The following is a 23,931-nucleotide window of genomic DNA, read 5'->3' on the forward strand; positions in this document are numbered from 1 at the left end:
GTCAGTTTTAACCCGGCCTCCGCTGGGTCTGTCTGCCAGTCAATCTCGATCGGTTGATCCACCACCAGATTGCCATGCCCATCTTTCACCGTCGCCGTGAAGGTATAACTGTCCGTGCCGTTGTTGTAGCGCTTCCCGTCTTTATCCACATTCACCGTCACACCAGTGACTCGATAACTGCTGCTCAGCTCCTCAAAGCTGACTTTCTTATCCGCATTCACCGCCGCTGGCTGGCTGGCGGTTTTCGCCAACACCTGCACATCCTTCACCGCCGCCGTGCTGGTTAAGGTCGCGGTCACCTGCCCCTGCGCGTTACTCACCGGGCTGTCCTGTTTTGTCAGTTTTAACCCGACCACCGCTTTATCTGTCTGCCAGTCAATCTCGATCGGTTTATCCACCACCAGATTGCCATGCCCATCTTTCACCGTCGCTGTGAAGGTATAACTGTCCGTGCCGTTGTTGTAGCGCTTCCCGTCTTTATCCACATCCACCGTCACGTCGGTGACTCGATAACTGTGGCTCAGTTCCGTAAAGCTGACTTTCTTATCCGCATTCACCGCCGCTGGCTGGCTGGCGGTTTTCGCCGACACCTGCACATCCGTCACCGCCGCCGTACTGGTTAAGGTCGCGGTCACCTGTCCCTGCGCGTTACTCACCGAATTGCTTTGTTTTGTCAGTTTTAACCCGACCACCGTTTTATCTGTCTGCCAGTCAATCTCGATCGGTTTATCCACTACCGGCTTGCCATACGCATCCGCCACCGTTGCCGTGAAGGTATAAGTGTCAGTACCGTTATTGTAGAGCGGGTCCCCTTTGTCCACCGTCACACCGGTGACTCGATAACTGCTGCTCAGCTCCTCAAAGCTGACTTTCTTATCCGCATTCACCGCCGCTGGCTGGCTGGCGGTTTTCGCCGACACCTGCACATCCGTCACCGCTGCCGTGCTGGTTAAAGTCGCGGTCACCTGCCCCTGTGCGTTACTCACCGAATGGCTTTGTTGCGTCAGTTTTAACCCGGGCACCGCTTTATCTGTCTGCCAGTCAATCTCGATCGGTTTATCCACCACCAGATTGCCATACGCATCCTCCACCGTCGCCGTGAAGGTATAACTGTCGGTACCGTTATTGTAGAGCGGGTCCCCTTTGTCCACCGTCACGCCGGTGACTCGATAACTGCTACTCAGTTCCTCAAAGCTGACTTTCTTATCCGCATTCACCGCCGCTGGCTGGCTGGCGGTTTTCGCCGACACCTGCACATCCGTCACCGCCGCCGTGCTGGTTAAGGTCGCGGTCACCTGCCCCTGTGCGTTACTCACCGAATGGCTTTGTGTCGTCAGTTTTAATCCGGGTACCGCTTTATCTGTCTGCCAGTCAATCTCGATCGGTTTATCCGCCACTGGCTTGCCATGTGCATCCACCACCGTCGCCGTGAAGGTATAACTGTCCGTGCCGTTGTTATAGAGTCCACCATCTTTGTCCACCGTCACACTGGTGACTCGATAGTTGCTGCTGGACTCAGTAAAGCTGACTTTTTTATCCGTAGTAACACGTTCGCCATTAATACTGACGCTGACTTGTATATCGGATAATGGTGTTGTACTTGTTAATGTTGCGGTCTGCTGTCCATTTTTATCTGTTGCTTCTGAATCAGGTTTTAATTTCAATCCAGGATCTTTTTTATCTGTATCCCAAACCAATTTAGCATTTTCTATCGGCGTCTTTTTATCAGCTCCAAGCAGAGTCGCTGTATAAACATATTTCGCATTTCCATCAGCAATTAAAGGATCGGTTGTATTAATACTCAAAGAAATATTACGCTGTAACACATGGGCTTCTATCTGTATTCCCTGCTGATCATCTTTACTTGTGCCTGTTATGGTATAGTCATTTTTTCCATCAGGTTGATATTCCGGTAATTGAATCGTATAACCATTGGTATTTTCTATATTTATAATTCCGCCATTCTTCTGGAATAATTCAGGTGTATCCCAAATCACATTTTTTAACGAAGTATCAGATTGAATTTTTATTGGTTTAACTTCACCACCGTAACCCCTAATTTCTAATACAGGCACCACTAATCTAAAACGCTTCTGCTTTTTCAAATAATTCAAAATAATATTATTATTTCTTTCAACTAAATCGTAACGACTTCCTGCTAAGCTTCGTAGTGAAGAAACATTTTCTGGCGAAAGTTGTTCTGATAACGGAACACCAAACCGGTAATTCACATTGAATGAAAATATACCATCACTTTTTCCCTCTTTCCCTAATTTATAATCAACTCCTGCTGTGATCAGTGGAATTGGCGTATAATTTATCCCAAAAGTTGCCGCATAGGGATCTTTTTGTCTATTGTTCGTCCCGAATAGCGCAACATTATCACCAAAGTATTGTTCATATTTTATTTTAGCACCAAGTGATGGCATTGAAGGTAAATACATGTCGGCAATAAGATCATAACCATTGGCAGGGCGTTCATAATAATTGGTTAAATCACGAGAGTTATGCCAATCACTCAGACGGAAATATGCATTAGTGGACATTTTTAGGTGGTTCGTCCACAGTTCACCACCCAGACTAAATCGGCTGTTATTACCAGTTAAGTCATTATCGTAAAAAGTATTCGCTCCATACATCCAGTCATTTATGAATAAACGAGTTCCAATGCCTAAATTCACAGTATCACGGCTATCTTTATGACGATATCCATATTGAGTATAAACAAGCCAGTGATCTTTATCATCATAAAAAGGAACGAGTAAGTCTACAGAACTTTCATCCAGGTGCCCATGATGATCAACATTTAAATTAATTTTAGCGGTACCAAACTGAGATAGCCATTTCTGAGTGTTATTTGTTATCTGACTATTTACTTTATTGACAATATAATCTTGCGCTAATTTTTTCGGGTCTTTATTTAATAACCCAAGGAATTCAGTACCACGAGACAGGATTAAAGGAGGAGTATTTTGACTATCATCTTTATGGCTCTCATCTTTATGACTACTTTCATATAGTTGAGGTATTTTTGGTTTTTCATTGATATTATTTCTTTCTATTGCACTTTCCTGTGATAAAAAATTACCACACCGACTCCGATCTGATCGCTTTTTCTCTTTATGAGTAATGTTTTCGTGTAATTTCTTGTTAACCTGCCCGGTTGTCTGTTTTTTTCTATCAATATCATGTTTCATAACTGCTTTGGGAGGACCTTGGCAATTTGCAACACCAACCAAAGGCTTTTCTGGTTCAGATAAAGCAGGATTGCTATTTAGTGTTGGTGGCATAAGCGCTGTAAATAAAAAACAGACTATTAGCACACTCTTACTTACCTTATAACTTATTAAATTACGAAAAGTACGATAGATATTCATCATCAGTAATACCATAAAATTATTGCCGTTATACCCGTTATCTTTCAAGTTGCCTCTTTGTTGGCTGCACTCACTCACCCCGGTCACCTAGTTCTCTATGCTCCCGGGGATTCGCTCCCTTGCCGTCGCGATCCATCTTGAAATCTATTGGGTATATATTCATTTATAGCTACTGAATACATTAAATTAATTTCTATAATTTTGTATAATGAAAATAAATTATCAGCCGATAACCATTAGTAATCACTTAGCAAAAATCACCACAAACTATTTTATTTTCCAGAACAGTATTAATTTTTTACACCATTTTTTCATCAAAATATAAGAAAAAAACCCGTTGTACAAATATTTCAACGGGTTTTCCACTTATTGTAATTATGAGTTCGCACTCAATTATTATTATTTTTCAGGCAGTTGTACTCGAACATTAATCACACGTCCATCAGGAATGTCGCATAGCTCACCATCCTGGTAATAAATTACTCCCCCGTCATCATTAACACGCTTAATCCGCTTATTTTGAGCAAATATCGGTGCATCTTTATTTTGACGATGATAGCATTCGATGGTTATATCGCCGCTAGATAAGTCTACCGATTCACAAACCCAAATTAGATTTAATCCGTTGCTGTCTGCCGGGACAATAGTACCACCGTGAATTCCCCATGCCCCATCTTTTGCAAAACCATTACAGCCGCTGATGCGATATTTTCCTGTCTCTATCCGCTCGACTTTCACCCCTTCTGCTTCACGAGTTAACTCGTAAGTTCCGTCTGGATGAATACTCGCTATGGGGCTAGATACTTTGAAATTGCCATTAGTGTCAGCGATGAAGTTATCATTAAAAATTGCAATAGGATTACCGTTATATTTTAATTTATCGCCAACTGTCAGCCTGCCATATTCTTTTTCATTGCAAATATCAAAATCCGCTGACCCATCACCTGGAAATCCAACATAGGCGGTTCTTTTTCCCCCCTCAACAAATTGGAAATACGCATGTTTACCCGTGTCATATACAGTGTTAAAAACACCCCCAGCCCCTTTTAAATTTGCCGATGCAGCATCAATCTGCCCAACTGGAGAAACAGAAAAAACCCGATTGTTATTAATATATGCTGCCAACTCTCCACCAATTGTCAATTTGCTAGATTTTTTTTCATTGCAAATATCAAAATCCGCTGACCCGTCACTTGGAAATCCAACATAAGCCGTTCTTTTTGCTCCCTCAATAAACTGAAAATATGCATGTTTACCAGTATCATGTATTACATTAAAAACACCCGCGTTCCCCTTTATATTCGCTGACGCGGCTTCAATCAGACCCGCAGGAGAAACAGAGAAAACCCGTCTGCCATTAATATCTATAGAATATCCATAGGTATCTACACTACCACCACGCACAATACCGGCTTTAGCATAATTGTCATACCAATTGTAAAGCGTATACGAGACCATTGTACCTGCCGGTCTTCCACCAGACTCAGAAGCTAACACAACCGCATTACGTTCGTTTGGAATTGTCTCGACTTGTTTAAACCTAGCGCTCCCATTTATATTCGCTGACGCGGCCTCAATCAAACCCTCAGGAGAAACAGAGAAAACCCGTCTGCCATTAATATCTATCGTATATCCGTAAGTATCTACGCTACTGCCACGTACAATACCTGTTTTAATATAATTATCATACCAATTGTAAAGCGTATACGAAACTATTTCACTTGTTGGTTTGGCGCCCTGCGCAGAAACTAACATCGTCGCATTACGTTCAGTGGGAAGTGTTTCAACCTGTTTAAATCTAAAATATCCTGGATAATTCCCACCATTAGCTGACACCGCATTTTTTGCCAATTCCACTGTTTCCAATAAGCCGAGATTTTTCACAAACACGTTTTTATCAGGAATATCTGCGCCGTTTTGATCTTTTGCCAATCGGTTATTAGCGTTATCATTTACATCGGAAACAAGCTTCTGAGTAACCGCGAGGGTATTACTATTACCCATTTTATCTGTGAGTTGAATAACACCTTTTTGTGTTAATGAAGCTCCTGGTACTTCTACTGCGATTTTTTGTTCCAATGCTCTATTTAATTGAACAACAAGTTTAGCGATATCCCCATTATCCAGAATATCATCACCAGAATATGTCGCGATAAAATTAGCCACAACAGATGTTATTGTTGACGATTGACGTAATGCCTTATTGAGCAGGTGAACAGTAATATTATTTGGAGGAAACCCTGTTTTCAAACTTTGATCTATTTCATACCTCTCTTGACTCACTATATTAGCATTATTACTAATAGAAAAAGCTTTAAAATCATTCGTCGGTTTCATATACTCTCCTCAAGTTAAACAATATCGCTTCATAATTAACACATTAAGTTATTATAAAAATAATTCCCTATAACTTATTTTAATTCTAGTTTAGAAAGAGAATAATGGAGCATTGTTATAACTTAAATCACCCATTATTTTTTATAATTGATAGCAATAAAAACCAAACACCTCTAAACCAGATATATATCAAAAATATTTTCATTCAACATATGGAAATAACGCTTTTCTATCCATTTCCTCACTGGTTATTATAATCTCGAAGTTTATTAAATTATTTCTTACAATTTTACATAATGAAAATAATTTATCGATCAATAACCATCAGTAATCACTTAAAGGAAAAAGCGGTCAAACTGAACTTTGTACTCGTCGCACCCGGCAGGTAAACTAGCCTTCTTTTTGTTTTACTGCCAAAAGTGAAGAGCAATAGTGAGTAACATAAAATTAATCGTCGGTCTGGCTAATCCCGGTGCTGAATATGCTCAAACCAGACACAACGCCGGAGCTTGGTATGTTGACCTGCTAGCACAAAGCCACAACCAGTCTATGAAAGAAGAGAGTAAATTTTTCGGTTACACCGCCCGGATCAATATGTGTGGTCATGACATTCGTCTGCTGGTCCCTACGACATTTATGAACCTCAGTGGTAAATCTGTCGCGGCCCTTGCCTCTTTTTACCGTATCCAGCCGGATGAAATTCTAGTGGCACATGATGAGCTTGATTTACCGCCCGGAGTGGCAAAAATGAAGCTGGGCGGAAGTCATGGCGGCCATAATGGCCTGAAAGATATTCAAAACAAATTTGGCAATAATCCTAACTTTTATCGCTTACGAATTGGTATTGGTCATCCTGGCGATAAAAATAAAGTTGTTGGCTTTGTACTGGGAAAACCCCCAACCAGCGAACAAAAGCTGATTGATGATGCAATTGATGAAGCACTGCTCTGTACTGACATCCTGATAAAACAAGATATGGATAAGGCAATCAATCGGTTACATGGCTTCAAAGCCAGTGCCTAATGCACAGAACAGATAAATCCTGTTTGCGAGATCGTGATAGCTCGCCATTCCGTGTATAATGGCGCCAATTTTTTTCTGATTCATCAAAAAGGCTAACACAGCCTTTTGATTTATAAGCAATTTAAGGTGAAAATTTATGGGATTCAAATGCGGTATCGTTGGCCTGCCTAACGTCGGGAAATCAACATTATTCAATGCTCTGACCAAAGCAGGTATCGAAGCAGCAAACTTCCCGTTCTGCACCATCGAGCCAAATACCGGTGTAGTACCTATGCCAGATCCACGGCTTGAGCAACTGGCTGAAATTGTAAAACCTCAGCGAATCTTACCGACCACAATGGAATTTGTGGATATTGCAGGTTTGGTGAAAGGTGCATCAAAAGGTGAAGGTCTGGGCAACCAGTTTCTAACCAACATTCGTGAAACAGAAGCTATCGGCCATGTTGTACGCTGCTTTGTCAACGACAATATCATTCACGTTTCCGGTCAGGTTGACCCTGCTGCTGATATTGAGATTATCAATACCGAATTAGCCCTTTCCGATCTGGACACCTGTGAACGAGCTATTCACCGCGTCCAGAAAAAAGCTAAGGGTGGCGATAAAGATGCCAAAACAGAATTAGAAGTGCTGGAAAAATGTCTGCCTCATCTGGAACAAGCCGGTATGTTGCGGGCATTGGATCTCAGTACTGAAGAAAAAGCGGCTATTCGTTACCTGAGCTTCCTGACCTTAAAACCCACTATGTACATTGCTAACGTCAACGAAGATGGTTTCGAAAACAACCCATATCTGGACGCTGTTCGTGCAATCGCGGCACAAGAGGGTTCCGTGGTGGTACCGGTTTGTGCTGCGGTAGAGGCCGATATCGCAGAGCTGGAAGATGATGAACGCGAAGAGTTTATGGCGGAGCTTGGTCTGGAAGAACCCGGTTTAAATCGCGTTATCCGCGCGGGCTATCAGTTACTGAATTTGCAAACTTACTTCACTGCTGGCGTGAAAGAAGTCCGGGCATGGACAATTCCTGTTGGCGCAACCGCACCACAAGCAGCCGGTAAGATCCATACTGATTTCGAAAAAGGTTTTATCCGCGCACAAACCATTGCTTTTGACGATTTCATCACTTACAAAGGCGAACAAGGCGCAAAAGAGGCCGGCAAAATGCGTTCAGAAGGTAAAGATTACATCGTTAAAGATGGTGATGTAATGAACTTCTTGTTTAATGTCTAAATCGTTTCTATTGTCTCAGAGCATCTCAGGATATTTCATAGAGACGAAATAACTTCATAAAATCCACTCAGTTGCGTGGATTTTTGTTTTCAATTTTAAACTACCTCCTAGGGGCTAAGGGGGATTAAAGCTGACAATTAATAACAAATTTGGTTTTATTCTGCATAATGATGTTACATTAGTTTTTTGCTTAACAGGGTTTTGATTCGACGAATTTAGCCCCTATAGCTGGTTATTTAACGAAACTTTAGAGACGCAAAGTCTAAGGAAGAATAACAAAATGGCGGATTCATTCCATTACCCTCCCGAAATCTTTGATCTGCTTGTAAATACTATCCCGCTACTCTGTCGTAGTAAAAAGAATGTTCTACTTTTTCTTCAAGGTGCTGGAGTCGAACCCACCGACCTCGCCGAAGTTTCCGCAATAGTTAGAAATAATCCCGACTCTATCAATAAGTTCGAAATCGTCCGCAATGTTCTTACGAAGGTGAATAAACGCAGCGATAGCGGGCTAAGGACTCGTCGAGAAATACTAAAGCGGGTAACAGAGTTCGAAAGCTTTGAAATATGTTGGCCCGACGACCAATACAAAGCTAAAGGTTTGGTCGCAAGCATCCGCGACGTTGTAAACAAAAAAGACTCATTTACTCGGATGAAGCAAGAACGCTACGCCGAACGGGAACAAGTAGTAGCCCAACAAAGGGCCGAACGAACCAAAGCCGCCGAAAAGCGGGCAAAGCTTGAAGACATAAGCCGGCGGTTGTCAGAGTTGTTCACAATAGATGATAAACCACAAGAACGAGGCAAACGGTTAGAGGCAGTCTTAAACGATTTGTTCCAAGCGTATGGTATTCACGTTCACGAAGATTTCCGGCGAAAAGACCCCGATACATCAGTAGTATTGGAACAGATCGACGGAGTTATAGAACTAGACGGTATTATTCACCTAGTGGAAATGAAGTGGCTAAGTGCCCCCGTGGGAATGGGAGAATTTTCCCAACATCTTAGCCGCTTGTTCCTACGAGCTAGTGCAAACGGAATTTTTATCGCTACAAACGGCTATACAGCGCCGGTTATCGCCGAATGCAAGGCTGCCCTGACAATGAAAACGATTTTTCTATCGTCCTTACAAGAAATCGTAATACTCCTTCAACGCCAAGACGATTTAGTAGCGTTCCTGAAGCGAAAATCACAAGCCGCTATAGTGGACAAAAATCCGTTCTTAGAAATCCTATGGTAAAAACACCCGTGTAAAGCTGGGAAAAGTTCAATGGAACCAGAAGTCGCTTCAAACTGTTCTTAATCCTCACCACTTTGCTGGCACTGATTTCCATGCTCTCCCGCAATAGCCATAACGTGTTGTGGTAAATATATCACTGTGGCCCTCCAGCTGGAGTACAGTATTAATATCCATGCCCTGCTCCAGTAAACAGGGGATTGATAAGAATGGACACATATCAGAGAAGTAAAATACTCTATCCCGGTGCCCTTTTGCAGTTGTTCCAATATCAGAAGTTAAAACCGTGGTCTTCAGCAGTAGTTGTGTACCAAGGTTAGAGTTCTCACACCTGAAGATCTCCACAATTTTGTTTTCTTGAGCAAAGACTTTGTTCGCGTCTCAGACACTTAATTCCCTTCTTAAGAAAAGTTCAGATACCGTCTCAGTCATTAAACTGCAAGCGGTATTTCTGCATTAAATAATGTGCCCGATTTCATCACACCATAAGCTAACCGTAAGAGTTTACGCATAACGGCACAAACACCGACCTTCCCTCCTTTATGGCGTGCTGTGAGCTGCTCCCATTGTTTTTTCACTGCTGGATTGCGATTAATTGCTGCCAAGGCTGGCATATAAAGGGCTTTTCGCAACTCAGCACTTCCCTGCTTCGAGAGATGAATCCGCCTTTTTAGCTGCCCTGACTCATGTAATTTGGGATTGAGTCCTGCATAAGCCACAACCTGCCCACTGTGATGAAATCGTGAACCATCACCAATATAAGCTAATAATGTTGCACTTAAACGCTCACCAATACCAGGAATGCTTTCCAACAATGCCTTATTTTTCTTTAGCATGGGGGAATCATCAATGTGCTTTTTTATTTTCTGTTCTGTGTCGTTGATCTCCTGTTTTAGCAGGGCGATTATCTTTATATGAGAATCACAAACAATTTCATCCGCCACAGAGAGACGATTCTCTTCTGTCAAAAACATTTCATTCAGCTTATTGAGATGGCGGACTAAAGCCAGTAACTGGCGTTCACAGAGAGGTGCAGGCTGGCACAATAACGTGCTATTAGCTTAGCATCAATTTTATCCGTTTTATTACGAAGTCATTCCGCTTTCCCAAATGCATGGATTTGCACCGGATTCACGACACTGATAATAAATCCTTTATCCGAAAGGTAGAACGCGAGCGGATGACCATAATTTCCCGTGGCTTCCATGCAAAAGTGATAATTTGAGTCGGGTTTAAACCAATTAATGAATACGTCGAGTCCTCTAAGAGCATTCGAAAAATGCTTGGTTTTGTAATGATTTTTTCCTGACCAAACCGCGACATCAAATTTGTGTTTGGCAATATCAATGCCAACCACGATGTTATCAGACATCAGTTTATCTTTTTTATCAGAGACATAAGAGATATCGCTACGATTAGGCTTATAAAATAGATGCTCAAGGCACAAGATACCATTCAATCTTAAAGGCGATAAAGAAACTATGCTGTTATGGTTTACTCTGAACTACGAACTTTATTGAATGACAGCTCTAATATTCAGGTTAATGATAACAAACTCACACCAGCATCCCTGATGATTAGTCAGGGGATTATCACTCTGCAAAAGTGATAATCAAAATATAAGGTTAATTACATAGTTGCCAGTTAACATGCACTCGCCTTACAGAACCATCAGGAGGGATAAATTCAGGTCTGGCTACAACCAGAAACAGGATGGGGGTATTATATCAACAAATCGTATTACTTTGATTTTTTACCGTTTTTAAGTTAATTAGATGACTACAAAACAAACCGAAACGACGCCATAAGAAGTTTCCCCTCTGTCTAAATTTCGGACACCATTGTTGGCACAAGTACCATTTCCGCAGAGCATTACTTCTTTCTGCTTCATCCATTTTTTTTCAAACTTCGTCGGTGAAAACGACGTCTGGTGGAAGCTCGTGAGAAATGTAAGCAGGCTCGCAAGCTAGTCAATGAAGGCATCAACCCAGCTCAGGCGCGCCAGTTAGATAAGATTCACAAAACCAACAAAGCAGCAAATACCTTTGAAGTTATCGAGAAAGAGTGGCTACAGATGAAGAACTAAGCAGAAAAATTGGATGAGTGGATACAGGAAACATTTCATATTTAATAATGACATATAGATGTGGACCTTATTGATATAATGAAGATTATTTCTAAGTGTTACAGGGCTAAATTTCTAACAATAACTGTTGTAACTGATTGATTTATTGCCTTAGGTAACCATATAATCACCATTAGAGACAGGTATTTCCTCTTACTTTATGTAAGGGCGGCTCTAATAAAGAACAGCTTATGCTGTTGAGTTTCGGCTCACTGATCCTCCGGGATGTTCAATGTTTCTCAATATTCCCTGTCTCTATCTATATTAAAATTCTTTAAGTGGGAGCTAACGTGAAGGATAAGATCTGGTTTACCTATAAAGCTCGAATTCAAGCTTATCACCGGCTTGAAAGGTGGGATGTACATTCACAGTTTCTGTTAATTTGGTATGCGATTTTAGGGGTTGGTCTTTCAGTAGTTGCCATTCGTTTCCCTAAAATACTCGGGAATAATACTGATATTATTAGCGCTATTCTTTCTATCGCGTTATTAGTTTTGTCTTTAACAGTATCAAACCGGGATTTCCGGGGGCGCGCATTAAATATGCAAAAAAATTATCTTACTCTTCAAAATCTTTATAACGCGATTCCTACAAACCAAGATCCCACACAAGATCAAATTGCAAGATACAATGATTTACTTAGTGATATAGAGAATCATAAGGAGATTGATGATAAAACGTTTAGAGTTTTTAATCGACAATATTTATCATCAAGGAAACCTCATGAAAATGAAATTTTTCAAGTATATCTTCGAATGGTTACTCGTAAAGTTGCCATTCTTATACTCTATTTATTACCATTTTTAGGACTAGTATTACTATGAGTGCTTCACGCCATTTTAAGCGAAACTTTAGTGCTAAGAACTTGAGAAATATTTATTTTGAAAAAATAAAGGAGTCTGATGCCATAGGTATTGATCGCATTCGTCCTAATAGTTTGGAAAATATTCTAGAAGAAGAAATCTCAATTATATTGAGAAAAGTTCTCAGTGGAAATTATAAGTTTACAGCTTATAAAGAAAAACTAATCTCTAAAGGTCCTCAATCTTTTCCTCGACAGATTTCTATCCCAACTATTAGAGATAGAATTACACTTCGAGCCTTATGTGATAGTCTTACTGCCACATTCCCAAATTCAAAACTTACAATACCCCAAACCGTAATTGAATCACTGCAAGATTCTCTTAGAAAAGGAATCTTTTATGAATATGCAAAAGTCGATCTTAAAAATTTCTACCCCTCTATCCCACATAATCTAATAGAAAAGTCTTTAAAAAAGAAGATTCGGAAGCCCGAGTTTTTGGCATTAATAAAATCAGCAATTACCACTCCTACAACCAATGAAGTTAAGAGAAGTAAAACAGCCAAGATTAATACTGCTGGAGTACCTCAAGGACTTTCAATCTCAAATGTTCTTGCTGAAGTTGCTCTGAGTAATCTAGATCTAGAAATGAATTCAATTCCTGACATTTGGTACAAACGATATGTTGATGATATTTTAGTATTAACTCCAATTAATCGTGCTAAACAAACTGCAGAACATATAATTAGCAGCTTAACAAACATTGGACTTACTCCCCATCCACTTGATGAACCCGAGTCAAAAACAAAAGTTTCTGCTTTGAGTGAATCCTTCAATTTTCTTGGTTATCAAATAGAGTCAGGAAAAGTACTTATTAGAAGAGAAAGCATTCTCCGATTTGAATCATCACTTGCAAAAATCTTTACTGCCTATAGATATACCATTTCTAAGGAAAAAAACAAAAAAAATAAAGATCGTGCAATCGCTTATTGTCAATGGAAATTAAATCTCAGGATTACGGGTTGTATTTTCGAAAAAAGAAAACTCGGGTGGGTTGCTTATTTTTCTCAAATATCGAGTACTGTACAGCTAAGATCCGTTAATCATACGGTAAACAAGCTTCTTACCCGATTTGGACTTAATGGAATTATACTCCCAAAATCTTTGATTAAAACTTTCTATGAACTTCAACGTGGAGATAAAACTTCTCATAAGTACATTCCAAATTTTGACAACTTAGATATTAATAAAAAAAGAGACATTGTAGCACTATGGATAGGGAAAGAAGAAGCAGGTAAGCTTAATAATAACAATATCGAAAAGAAATTTAAATATAAAATTTCTTCTTCTGTAAAAGAACTTGAAGAAGATCTAAATAACGTTTCATAATTCTGCTATACATGGCCTCTGTCAACCCATTGTTATACATATAATTATGAGTATAAGATGTAGCGCTATTTTGGAATCTTAGAGCTTATCCCAATAGGGTTTTATTCCAAACGATAATCCCGTATGCAAAATGTAACATAGCTTCATAGTTTTCGACCTTCTTTTCCCATCGGGTCAATATCCGACAAAAGCGATTCATCCAGCTATGAGTCCTCTCGGCAACCCATCTTTGCGCTTTTGATTCTTCCTTACGAGACTGGATGTGTGGCTCGTAACGCCGACTTTATAGATAGCTTTTCAGCCATTCAGCATCATATCCCTTATCCAGACACAGCCTGACTTTTGTACCAGGCTTGCCTGTCTGAAGCGCATCAAGCGTCTCTGCAACGAGTTTGATATCGTGAGTGTTTGCGCCGGCAACAACGAGTGAAAGAGGAAGCCCATTAGCATCTGTCATAAGGCTGCGTTTTACGCCTTGGTTTCCTCTGTCTGTGGGGTTACGACCTGTTTTTTTGTCCCCGCTAACGGGGATTTGGTCATGCAGCCATCAGTGATAACCACGACCCGTCGATGATCACAAGATGCTCGCACCAGTAAACCGTTCTGCCAGAAGCGTTCAAAAACTCCTGCGTCACGCCATTCTTGAAAACGACGGTGAGCAGAACTTGACGAACATATTCCTGTTGCATTCAGTGCGTTCCATGGGCAGCCCGTTCTGAGCACAAAGAAGATGGCATCCATAGCGGCGCGGTTATCAACACGTTTGTGATGTGTACCTAGCGGATGCTGAGTTTTATGTTTGGAGATAAGTGGCCTCATTTTTTCCCAAAGTTCATCACTGAGCCGCCATTTGTTGTTTGTCATACTCTCTATACCTTTAGAAATTATTTATTATAGAATATGACAATTCCTTTTGGGATAGGTTCTTAATATAACTATATTGATAATAGTAAACTATTGAGTTGTTGATATGTCAATGGTGATAAAATCAGGGCCATGCTTTTAACTCAATAGCTCGCGAATATATTGAGCAGAAAGTAAAAGTTTACGCTCCTAATCCTAGCTTATCTGAAACGCGTGAAAGACGGTAGCTTATTAGTCGAATCCGCCATTTACAACTTATTTTCAGGGGATTTATTTGAGAAAATATCAATCAACTTAGCCCTTAATAAAACAGCTTCAATAATATCAATTTGGCATTTTATACCATCCCTAAGACCTTAATTCAATTGAATGATAAATGATTTCATGACATTCTCGGCATGATGCTCATATTGCTCTTTATAATATTTCCTATATAACCTTCCCCATTCTGCGTTTAACTTTCCATCAATCGAACCTAAAGCATACATTGCAGCAACCGTTTCAACATCTCTCTTAAATGTCTTATCATCATTAAAATAATGCCGCTGGCTCTCCCACAAATAAAGATAAGGATTTATATTCTTATAATCAATATTTGCAATATGAATGAAATTGGTATTCTCAAACACCTTCGCCGAACATTCATTATTGTATGCAATAGATCGAATATAACTAGCAGCATTTGAATCAAAATATATTCCAACTCTAACGTTATATTTAACTAACTATTGGCTAGAAATAGCTTTCTTATCTATAACATACAACGAATTTCCATCAAGTACTGTAGATAAGATCCCCACCCCTCCAATATCTTTCCTTATAAGTTGAAATGGTCCAGTCTCACGATAGTCTGAAAATAAAAACATCCAATCTTGTAACACACTAAAATTATTTTGATAAATTTCTAATGCATCACTCACTGTATTAGAAAATGACATCTCATGAAAAGCTGAAGATTCACTTTCATTATTAGTTCTAAGCGTAGAAAAAGATTCCATTATAAGCCCCTAGTCTATCAACATAATGGAATAGTATTTATGCATAAGAGCCACTCTATTTAAAGATTTATGCTCGCTCAGCAGCCTTTAACCACTCATTGACCCCATTAACACCCAATGCCAGCATGGTATCTTGTAATGCAACCACTCGCTGCAACATTTCCCCAGCATCAGACTCTTCCTGTTCTTCCGCCTGTGCAAAAAGTCGAGTAAGTAGCTGCTTCAGATTATCATTGTAATCATGAAAATAAGCCTTCGCCATACGAGCAAATTCAAGATAAATTTCCGTAGCCTCCAATGCATACAAAGGATCTCTACAAGAAACTGTATTTAGCCATGCACCGAAATCAAATACATCAGCTCTAGATGTATCAGAATTCGTAGTTAGCAATGCAAAATAACGCTCTAACATTTGAATTGGTAAAATAATAACCGGCTCTTTTTCCCTAAAGATATTACCTACTGAAGTTATTAATACTAATGCGTGCTGATTATTATCACTTAAAGCAGCGGACAAACCAGCAAGACATAAATCTTGATTCTGCTGAAAATTCTCAGGATATGACCAAACATCCACAGCCCCTTTCCAAGCATCACTATCATTTAAATCTTTCAATTGTCCGATAAATGCACTACTTCCTATTTTTTCTGACAGTACTGATAAAGCTGAAATTCTTCCCCATGCCTGTAGCCCATCCCCAACACCTTCAGATACTATCCTATGAAGCCATGGAGAAACCCTTTCAAATTGATGGTAGTAGGTATAATAAAGACAAGGCTCCGCCACATCCCAAAGACCTTCACTGCCTTTTTGCATTATTAGCTCAAACAATTCCCAACCAATTTCAGGTAAGATATTCTGTAAATGGGGTAGTCGGCGTAATACTACAGCTCTAACCGCAGGATGATCGTCAGTAGCGAATTGATGTAATGTTGGTACCAGTAAATCAGGCCAAGAGAGCTTTTCTTCGTGAAGTTTTATTGCCATAACCATAAGAGCATCAGCTATATGCCCTCGAATCATATTAATACCTATATCAATAAAAGTGACACTATCTTCTGAAATAGGGTCTTCTTCCTCAAGTGATAAATATGGGATAGCTAGAAAAGTTATTCTCTCTACACTATTGATATTTTTTACTATATGGCCCCCCCCCAATAACACCTCAGAAACTGAGCGATTTTTCCGCCAATATATAGAATGCCGTTCTAATTCATCTAAAATATTGCTAACCAATATATCAATATTTGGTTCATTAACTGGTCTCCACTCGTTATTTGAATTATAGTTCCCATAACTATAATTCAAATAACGAGCAATACCAGCCATAATATAATTTCGGAACTGTATATTTATTTCTTGCCAGTAATAAGATAAAATTTTCAAAAATCGTAATGGATCTCTTGAAGATGCCTCGCTCAATTGCTGAGCTACTTGCTCTTCTCCACCAACTAACATATCACTAAACAAATCTCGGCCATAGCCATTATAATGACGAAGGAGGTTAATCACCCCTTTATCACTGATTTCATTAAAAATTTCAAATGAAAATGGGGCTCTAACAAATCCACCCCAACTATTAATTTCACATCGATGTTCTAAAGGCCAAATAAGCTGATTACATTCATTTAAAATATTATTACTAGCAGGAGAACGTAAAAAACAAGGTATACAAATAAGAAACCCAGCTTGTTTTTTTAGCATATACTCTCTGTAATCAGAAAGATGAGTATCTTCTTGATAAAGTGCAAGTATTGCAGTTTGTATAGCATCTTGAAAATCTGGCCTCAAATGAATAAAAACTTTCTGAATCAGAGAGCCCAATTCATATGAAAGTTCAGATTTTAATAAATCTTTTTCTGATAACAGACGAGTAGCTATATCAAGATTAGTTAATGGCGAATTAATACATGCTAACAATGCAAAATAACGCAATGAGCCCTCAGAGTTAAAACATAAACGTTCACGATTTTCCTGCCACCATTTAGAATTGACATTAGCATTATGAATAACAGCTACTTCTACAGCATCCATCATGACGTGTTGACTATCTTTGTGTTCAAAATCTCTCATTCTGCGATCATCTAAATAAGAGGTTTCACTTAAAAATCCATGCTGATAAACGTTTTTTTCTTCATACCTAGAACATCTCACTCGACTCCACTGTTCAAATGTAGATATAGCCAACTCTAATAAGACCGTAGAATTAATCATTCTATCTGAAAGAAATTTGTTATCCTTATCGCCAAATTCGTGTGGTCGGCATCTAAGCTTATTTCCAAAATGATAGGTAAGTATGTCAGCATCTTTAACATCAGCAGTGATGTAACTCCAGATCACCATATCATCCAGTCCACCAGCTGTAACACAACATGCCAATGCTCGTCCTAAGAAGTTGTATTCCTGTGGCGGAAAATTGAATAACTCCAAAAGCAAAGGAGACATCAAATATGCGTATTCTTCCTTTATATTTGTTATAGAAACAGCAATCTTACTTACTAGTTGCGATCTATCTAGCCAATCAGTTCTTAGTGCCTCCATCCAAAATTCAAAAACACTAGATGGATCTGCATTTAACCACTGAGCAATACGATAAGTATGTATCCCTATGCCATCAGCATCACGCATATCTTTTAATATTGGGAGAAGATTTTTCAGCCAAAAGTAATGCCATTCAACTTGCGTAGCATTGATATAAATAACCTGAAAAACATCACTATGTGTATTACGTAAATCACGTAGCATCGGCCAGTCATCATCCTGTGGCAGCTGTTCGGCTAAACACTCAGCGACCAGACGACGTATATGAAAAGCATGGCTTCCGGTAAGTACTGTGCGTAACTGTTTTCTAAATTCTTTTCTTTCTTCATTAACAAGCTGTGCAATAAAGCTGCGAATAGATGGGCGGACAAAGGGAACTGGTGGAAGATCATTTATAAAATTATTTAAGGTTAATCCTCGACGAATCGCCCTACTAATAACTAACACATCGAGTAACGTTTGATGCCCAAATGTCAATTTGGCATCTTCAGTTTTGTGCAACACATTATGACTAAGTAGCACTCTACGAATGGCTTCGGAAGCGGAAAATCGTTGGATTGGTACTGATAGGCTACGCAGCTTCAACATTTCAGCAGCCATATTTTCAAGCGCTTTTTTTCCTTCATCGCCTAACAATGGATTCGACAGCATGATTGTGTCAATATAACGTTGAGCTAGTGCCTGACTAGTAACTATGTTAAAACTACCATTTCTTTGAGCAAGTTCTATAAATAAAGCTAATTCGCGTGGATTACTAATTAAATGACGAGTAGTGTTATCAATGATTGATGAGTCAATTGAGAGCTTCTCAAGCAAAGGTATGATTTCACATTCCCAATCAAGCGGCTGGCACTTAAACTCCTTATCCCATGAACGTTGAGATATACGTCTGTCGTAGCTCCTGTCAAACTCTCTACAGGCCGTAACAACAGTGACATTTGGAATTAATAAAAGCTGATCTATTTGAGCTAAAAAATACGTTAGCACAATATGTTCACGAGCTATAGCAAGTACGTCAAGCGAATCGATTACGACTATTACATGATAACTATCAGCTACACGCGCAATCTTTTCAATCCATTGCTCATTCAACCCTAAAGATTGTCTCTCCTGTGCATTTTCTAAGTCTGCAAACTCTCGGGATTGAATAAATAACGGTAACAGCTCATTATTGGATTGTGCTAATTGTTCTAACTTTTCTTGCAGTTCAAGCATAATGCAAGTTTTTCCAGAACCCGGCCCCCCCGTCACCAATATAGAATGGTTCCTATCCTCAATGGCCTCAATCAGTTCGCTAACTAAAAGTATATCAATACGTTGACCACCAATATCTCTTTGCCATGCACGACCAATTGAAGATGTTTTTCTGAACGAATTTAAAATAGTTTGAATATCTACAGGTGGAGAAATAATGCAGCCAAAACGAGAAAGAAGATTTTTAAGATCAGTTTTGGTCAAACGGGAGCAGCAAGATAATTTATGATCCTGTTTGTCGACAATTCTCATTCCCTGATAATCAAGGCAAGTCCAAAGTGAATTAAAAGCTGCTGTAGAATTACTAACTAAATATTTTAATCTCTCATCCAAATTTTCTTTCATTCGCTCATGAATATCGCTAGTTACAAATTTCGTTCGGGATAAAAACTCATAACTACTAAAATTAGATGTTGTCTTTGCAATCAATTCATTGAGTTTTCTATCCGTCGCCTTATGTGCTTTAGCTTCCTCTAAAGCAGCAGAATAGACACTTTCATCTGGAAAATTGACGCTAAACTCCTGCAAAGCAGCCAACTCACCAAAAGGAGTACGGGAGTAAAATCTGACCGTCGTTGTGGGATCTTGTATAAGCGTTTTAGCTGCCTTATCTAACTCATCTGCAAGATCGCCCATTGACCAGGCCCGAAATCCTGTTTGATTTTTTTTACACTGACAACAAATTTTTGTGCCATCCGTCTTCCCTATTACAACGTCATCTACCTGCCATTTCACTGAATCTGTTTCTAGCCATTGATAGCCAGGATCAGAAAGCACGGTCAAAGCCCAGTCAAACGCTACCAACGTTTGATATCCATCTCCTCTATTGGATTGAATACCTGCCTTACTCAATTGTTGACTCCTTTGGATAACGAATGATATCAATCATCCTATAACCAGACCTTTCTTCTACTGTGTAAATCGTTTAGCCTCAGCATTCATGCATGGTATAATTTTTATTCGCGTATACTATGAACGATGGATTCACACTAAGAAAACAAAAAATTAGTTCATCAATGCAATCTATAAAATATATATTATTGATAGAAAAAGGCAAATAAATAGGCGTTCTGGCAGCTAATCTCAGGCGTCATAATTAGTTAAAGTTGAGTACAGATGTGAGTACAAAAACAGGATAAATATTTTAAAACCAAATAAAACAATATTTTAAAATAAAAATCACAGCTTAATGTCTGTTGCCTGAAATCTATCACTTTTGAACTCATTCAAATTTAACCCATAGCCTTCTGTTGTTACAGAAGGCTCTACAACTCACTGGGAAAATTGAAATAATTTCCTATTTATCACTAATTTCCTACCGATTAATACCAGTCTTTAAGATTTCATTATTATATTTACCCGCTATACAAACTTTTACCATCCAATAAAAACTCGCTTTATTAATGTATGGCGGATTCGACTAATAAGCTACCGTCTTGATGGTCAAGTTCTGATAGCATAGTTTTCATCATATGATTGCTGAGTCACTTAAGCGAAGTCCGTCGGCCATCAGCAGAGAATTGAAAAGAAATCAGGAAGCTCAGACATACTGTCCTGAACAGGCTCATTTGAAGGGATTGGCTCGTCGTCATTTTGCTAAGAAAGCCGTGAAAATAACGCCGGAAGTCGAAAAATGGATAAAACGGTTAATTTGGAAAGACTTAAGTCCTGAATAAGTGGTTGATTATTTAAAATCCGTTAAAACAAAGGATTAAGACCATCACATTCGATAACGGTTTGGAGTTCGCAGATCATGAAATCATGAGTAAAAAATTAGAAATCCAGATTGACTTTGCTCACCCTTACTCTCCTTGGGAAAGAGGGATAAATGAGAATATCAATGGATTAATCAGACAATTCTTTCCAAAAGGAACTGATTTTAATGAAGTCTCTGGTCAGGAAATAAATTTTGTAGTAAATCAATTAAATCATCGTCCCCGAAAAACACGGGGTGGGAAAACATCGAATGAATTATTTAAGGGAATACGAACATGTTTACTTCCCGATTAACGATGTTACACTTATTATGTGAATCTACCGATTATTTTAATTTGTCATTATTTATTTTAAATAAATACAATTCAGAAATAAATCAACAATTAATTGATAATAAATTAATTATTATAAGATAATTAATGCATTTCTGAATAATATAATATAGAATTATTCAATAAATAATAACAAAAAACAAATTTTACAACAATAAACTTTACACACTACATTTTTACACTATTATTAAAAGATTAGATATATAATTTTTACCCATTGTTCAACGCATCCTTGGCTTTCAGAAAAATATATTTAACCCATAAAATAGAGCCGTATATTTTTGATAAAAAATAAATTATAGTTCCTTAATTCATATTGGGTAAAAATTTAATAGTTTATCTAATATACCCAATAGATTTCAAATTGCAGCGCGGCGGCAAGGGAGCGAATCCCCGGGAGCATAGATAACTATGTGACCGGGGTGAGTGAGTGCAGCCAACAAAGCAGCAACTTGAAAGATGAAGGGTATAAATACATGAGGAAAATAATTATGAAAGATATATTAACCAACTCTAACCATGAACTTGAAAAGGCACAAGAATGGATAGAATATATTACATGCAGAGGAGGAAGAGATCTTAAGGAATGGGAACATTCAGATAATGTTTTTATTCATTTTTTGGACACTGAGAATCTTTCCGATGTGCAGAGTCCAGCCAATATAGCAGTAACAGATGAATATGCCGTATTTGCCAAAAAATCTGCCACATCATGTAAATACCCCGTCAGCATCACTGAAGGTCTGCAAACTCTTATTAACTTATGTCGAGTGGCTTCTGGTTATGACCCTTTAGACCCAGAAGGTAATGGCAATGCTGAAAAATTTGTCGCGTTTACAGATGAAATAGCAAAAATTCCATTTCTCTCTTTACTGTGGTCAAACACAAGTATTATTACTCAACAAAGTCATGATACTGATGTCCTGATTGATTCTTTTGTTGACACCTTTCGAGGGTTATCTCCCGAAGATAAAATTACAATCAAACTCTATCTAAAAGAGCTGATTCGTGCCGCTCTGTCCTATGCTGATGAAAATGAAAAACAATCTAATTTTGTACAATGTGCGCTCAAAAAATCATCAAATAGCGTATCACTCTTATTGTATTCCTCTGTACTAACAATAAAGAAAGTCAATAACAAAGGGACTATTAAATTCACATCCGATTATACGCTTTCGCAAGCAGAATATAATCTCAGCCAAGCATCATGGGAAATTGTAAAACCAATGTTTGATAAAGAAAATAAAACAACAATAGAATGCTTGATTAACTATATGACAACTAAGGTAAAAACATGAAATAAAATATTACTATAAACAGATTAATTGATCTATATCAACGATATTATTACCAATATATTGGTTAAATATAAAAGTAACAAATCATACAAAATATAAATTTAATATAAATAAATTTCATAAACAGTATTTTTATATCAATATGAAAACGTTACATGGATAACCATTTACATGTGAAGAATAAGTTAAATTACAATCTATCCATACTCAATATTTAATAGTGAAAAAATCTCACTTATGAATATAATTGATCTACATAAAATTTCATTTATTAGTAATTTGAATTCTATTAATACAAGTTTAACAATAAGAATATTTTTTAGGAGGTAATGACAAAAACAAAAAATAAATCCAATAATATTGGATACATATACCCAATAGATTTCAAGTTGCAGTGCGGCGGCAAGTGAACGCATCCCCAGGAGCATAGATAACTATGTGACTGGGGTAAGTGAACGCAGCCAACAAAGCAGCAACTTGAAAGATGACGGGTATAACCACCAAGTAATCGAATTGTTAAAAATAGGGACCTACCCTACTCCCTATTTACAACAATACCATAACATTTAATATCGAGTTTAATAAATCTATTAAGGATAAAACTCATGGAAAATATCTTAAATAATCCTGATTATGCAGTTAAAAAAGCTCAAGAGTGGATAGAACATATTGAGAAAGGAGGAACCAGATTTCTTAAAGATTGGAAACGCTCAGACAATATTTTTATGAATTTCCCCGATGTTGGAGATTATTCTGATATACAGAGTCCGGCTAATGGCGCAGCTACAGGAAATTATGCGCGGCTTAACCAAGACTCTTCCTCATCACTTAAATATCCGTTAAGCATTACCGAAGGCTTACAAACCGTTATTAATATGGCCCGTTCAGTTTCAGGCTATAATCCTTTAGATCCTCAAGGCCAAGGTAATAAAAATAATTTCCTCTCATTTACATCAGAATTATCTGGCGTTCCGTTCCTTTCTTTACTGTCAACAAGCGTACAAAATGTTATTCAAAAAAGCCATAATGCAGATGTTTTGATCAACTCTTTCCTGGAAAACTTCTTAGGATTATCTTATCAAGAGAAAGAGCAGATGAAAATCCCACTGAGACAACTGGCTATCGCTGCATTATCCTATGCAGGTAAAAGGCAAACTCAATCCAATTTCGTACAAAGTGTTCTCGCTACCTCACCAAAAGGTGGTGTGTCAGTTTTCCTATATTGGTCTGAGTTTACAATTTCCGCTTCCCCAGATGATAAAGGCATTATCGAATTCAAATCTAGGTAGTGTCCCTTAATTATATAATCTCCGGCAAAAGAGTCGAATACAGCCTAATTTCACCATCGACAGATAGTTTCGTGCTGTTTTTTCATAGCGTGTTGCAATACGTCGATTACCTTTCAAAAA

General features: G+C 38.4%; 14 protein-coding genes and 4 pseudogenes (1 of these 18 cut by a window edge). 9 read left to right on the forward strand and 9 right to left on the reverse strand.

The window, feature by feature from the left end; genetic code table 11:
- On the reverse strand, positions 1–3,392 hold the 5' portion of the coding sequence (locus EAE89_RS17130; protein ID WP_425312811.1) for an inverse autotransporter beta domain-containing protein. It extends 52 nt beyond the left edge of the window; the window shows 3,392 of its 3,444 coding nt (coding positions 1–3,392); it begins with the start codon at positions 3,390–3,392; its stop codon lies off the left edge, out of view.
- Between the two features lie 384 nt (positions 3,393–3,776).
- Positions 3,777–5,714: a phage tail protein gene (locus tag EAE89_RS17135; protein WP_214086293.1), complete on the reverse strand. Its 1,938-nt coding sequence runs from the start codon at positions 5,712–5,714 to the stop codon at positions 3,777–3,779.
- Between the two features lie 432 nt (positions 5,715–6,146).
- Here EAE89_RS17135 and pth point away from each other — a divergent pair, with 432 nt between their 5' ends.
- The 3 genes from pth (at position 6,147) to EAE89_RS17150 (ending at position 9,205) form a co-directional block, all read left to right on the forward strand.
- Positions 6,147–6,737: an aminoacyl-tRNA hydrolase gene (gene pth, locus EAE89_RS17140; protein WP_214086294.1), complete on the forward strand. Its 591-nt coding sequence runs from the start codon at positions 6,147–6,149 to the stop codon at positions 6,735–6,737.
- Positions 6,738–6,873: 136 nt separating this feature from the next.
- On the forward strand, positions 6,874–7,965 hold the full coding sequence (gene ychF, locus EAE89_RS17145; RefSeq protein ID WP_054480709.1) for a redox-regulated ATPase YchF: 1,092 nt from the start codon (positions 6,874–6,876) through the stop codon (positions 7,963–7,965).
- 280 nt (positions 7,966–8,245) lie between these two features.
- Positions 8,246–9,205 (forward strand): PDDEXK family nuclease, encoded by a 960-nt coding sequence (locus EAE89_RS17150; RefSeq protein ID WP_214086295.1) that lies wholly within the window; start codon positions 8,246–8,248, stop codon positions 9,203–9,205.
- Positions 9,206–9,633: 428 nt separating this feature from the next.
- Here the strand turns inward: EAE89_RS17150 and EAE89_RS17155 are convergent, their stop codons facing one another.
- Positions 9,634–10,248, reverse strand: a complete 615-nt coding sequence (locus EAE89_RS17155) for a transposase (protein ID WP_244866549.1) — start codon at positions 10,246–10,248, stop codon at positions 9,634–9,636.
- 47 nt (positions 10,249–10,295) lie between these two features.
- Positions 10,296–10,574 (reverse strand): IS110 family transposase, encoded by a 279-nt coding sequence (locus EAE89_RS23745; RefSeq protein WP_244866551.1) that lies wholly within the window; start codon positions 10,572–10,574, stop codon positions 10,296–10,298.
- 552 nt (positions 10,575–11,126) lie between these two features.
- Between EAE89_RS23745 and EAE89_RS17160 the strand changes: the two are divergent.
- The 3 genes and pseudogenes from EAE89_RS17160 to EAE89_RS17170 form a co-directional block, all read left to right on the forward strand.
- Positions 11,127–11,285, forward strand: a pseudogene (locus EAE89_RS17160) (tyrosine-type recombinase/integrase); the annotation flags it as partial.
- Positions 11,286–11,617: 332 nt separating this feature from the next.
- Positions 11,618–12,151 carry an SLATT domain-containing protein gene (locus tag EAE89_RS17165; RefSeq protein ID WP_214086296.1) on the forward strand — a complete coding sequence of 178 codons (534 nt, stop codon included), beginning with the start codon at positions 11,618–11,620 and terminating at the stop codon, positions 12,149–12,151.
- A complete protein-coding gene (locus EAE89_RS17170) occupies positions 12,148–13,518 on the forward strand; it encodes a reverse transcriptase domain-containing protein (RefSeq protein WP_214086297.1) in 1,371 nt (456 codons plus the stop codon). The genes EAE89_RS17165 and EAE89_RS17170 overlap by 4 nt, the downstream gene beginning before the upstream one ends.
- Positions 13,519–13,603: 85 nt before the next feature.
- Here the strand turns inward: EAE89_RS17170 and EAE89_RS17175 are convergent.
- From EAE89_RS17175 to EAE89_RS17190, 4 genes and pseudogenes are all read right to left on the reverse strand, one after another.
- Positions 13,604–14,382, reverse strand: a pseudogene (locus EAE89_RS17175) (IS5 family transposase).
- A gap of 356 nt (positions 14,383–14,738) precedes the next feature.
- Positions 14,739–15,011: a hypothetical protein gene (locus EAE89_RS17180; RefSeq protein WP_214086298.1), complete on the reverse strand. Its 273-nt coding sequence runs from the start codon at positions 15,009–15,011 to the stop codon at positions 14,739–14,741.
- Between the two features lie 96 nt (positions 15,012–15,107).
- Positions 15,108–15,380: a hypothetical protein gene (locus EAE89_RS17185; RefSeq protein ID WP_214086299.1), complete on the reverse strand. Its 273-nt coding sequence runs from the start codon at positions 15,378–15,380 to the stop codon at positions 15,108–15,110.
- 67 nt (positions 15,381–15,447) lie between these two features.
- The gene (locus tag EAE89_RS17190; protein WP_214086300.1) at positions 15,448–20,028 is read right to left on the reverse strand and encodes an NACHT domain-containing protein; all 4,581 of its coding nucleotides are present in this window, start codon (positions 20,026–20,028) and stop codon (positions 15,448–15,450) included.
- Between the two features lie 623 nt (positions 20,029–20,651).
- Here EAE89_RS17190 and EAE89_RS17195 point away from each other — a divergent pair.
- From EAE89_RS17195 to EAE89_RS17205, 3 genes and pseudogenes are all read left to right on the forward strand, one after another.
- Positions 20,652–21,186 (forward strand): annotated as a pseudogene (locus EAE89_RS17195) (IS30 family transposase); the annotation flags it as partial.
- Between the two features lie 529 nt (positions 21,187–21,715).
- Positions 21,716–22,522, forward strand: coding sequence for a hypothetical protein (locus EAE89_RS17200; protein ID WP_214086301.1), 807 nt, complete (start codon positions 21,716–21,718; stop codon positions 22,520–22,522).
- 605 nt (positions 22,523–23,127) lie between these two features.
- Positions 23,128–23,811 carry a hypothetical protein gene (locus tag EAE89_RS17205; protein ID WP_244866552.1) on the forward strand — a complete coding sequence of 228 codons (684 nt, stop codon included), beginning with the start codon at positions 23,128–23,130 and terminating at the stop codon, positions 23,809–23,811.
- 6 nt (positions 23,812–23,817) lie between these two features.
- On the opposite strand, the pseudogene EAE89_RS17210 reads toward EAE89_RS17205, so the two are convergent.
- Positions 23,818–23,931, reverse strand: a pseudogene (locus tag EAE89_RS17210) (IS5/IS1182 family transposase); the annotation flags it as partial.

The organism is Photorhabdus heterorhabditis (genome assembly GCF_018448905.1).
Classification (GTDB): Bacteria; Pseudomonadota; Gammaproteobacteria; order Enterobacterales; family Enterobacteriaceae; genus Photorhabdus; species Photorhabdus heterorhabditis.

Excerpts from the sequence above, each read along its gene's own strand:
- EAE89_RS23745 (WP_244866551.1), bottom strand. The coding sequence starts at position 10,574 with ATGTCTGATAACATCGTGGTTGGCATTGATATTGCCAAACACAAATTT.
- EAE89_RS17205 (WP_244866552.1), top strand. The coding sequence starts at position 23,128 with ATGGAAAATATCTTAAATAATCCTGATTATGCAGTTAAAAAAGCTCAA.
- EAE89_RS17185 (WP_214086299.1), bottom strand. The coding sequence starts at position 15,380 with ATGGAATCTTTTTCTACGCTTAGAACTAATAATGAAAGTGAATCTTCA.
- EAE89_RS17150 (WP_214086295.1), top strand. The coding sequence starts at position 8,246 with ATGGCGGATTCATTCCATTACCCTCCCGAAATCTTTGATCTGCTTGTA.
- EAE89_RS17135 (WP_214086293.1), bottom strand. The coding sequence starts at position 5,714 with ATGAAACCGACGAATGATTTTAAAGCTTTTTCTATTAGTAATAATGCT.
- EAE89_RS17170 (WP_214086297.1), top strand. The coding sequence starts at position 12,148 with ATGAGTGCTTCACGCCATTTTAAGCGAAACTTTAGTGCTAAGAACTTG.
- ychF (WP_054480709.1), top strand. The coding sequence starts at position 6,874 with ATGGGATTCAAATGCGGTATCGTTGGCCTGCCTAACGTCGGGAAATCA.
- EAE89_RS17200 (WP_214086301.1), top strand. The coding sequence starts at position 21,716 with ATGAAAGATATATTAACCAACTCTAACCATGAACTTGAAAAGGCACAA.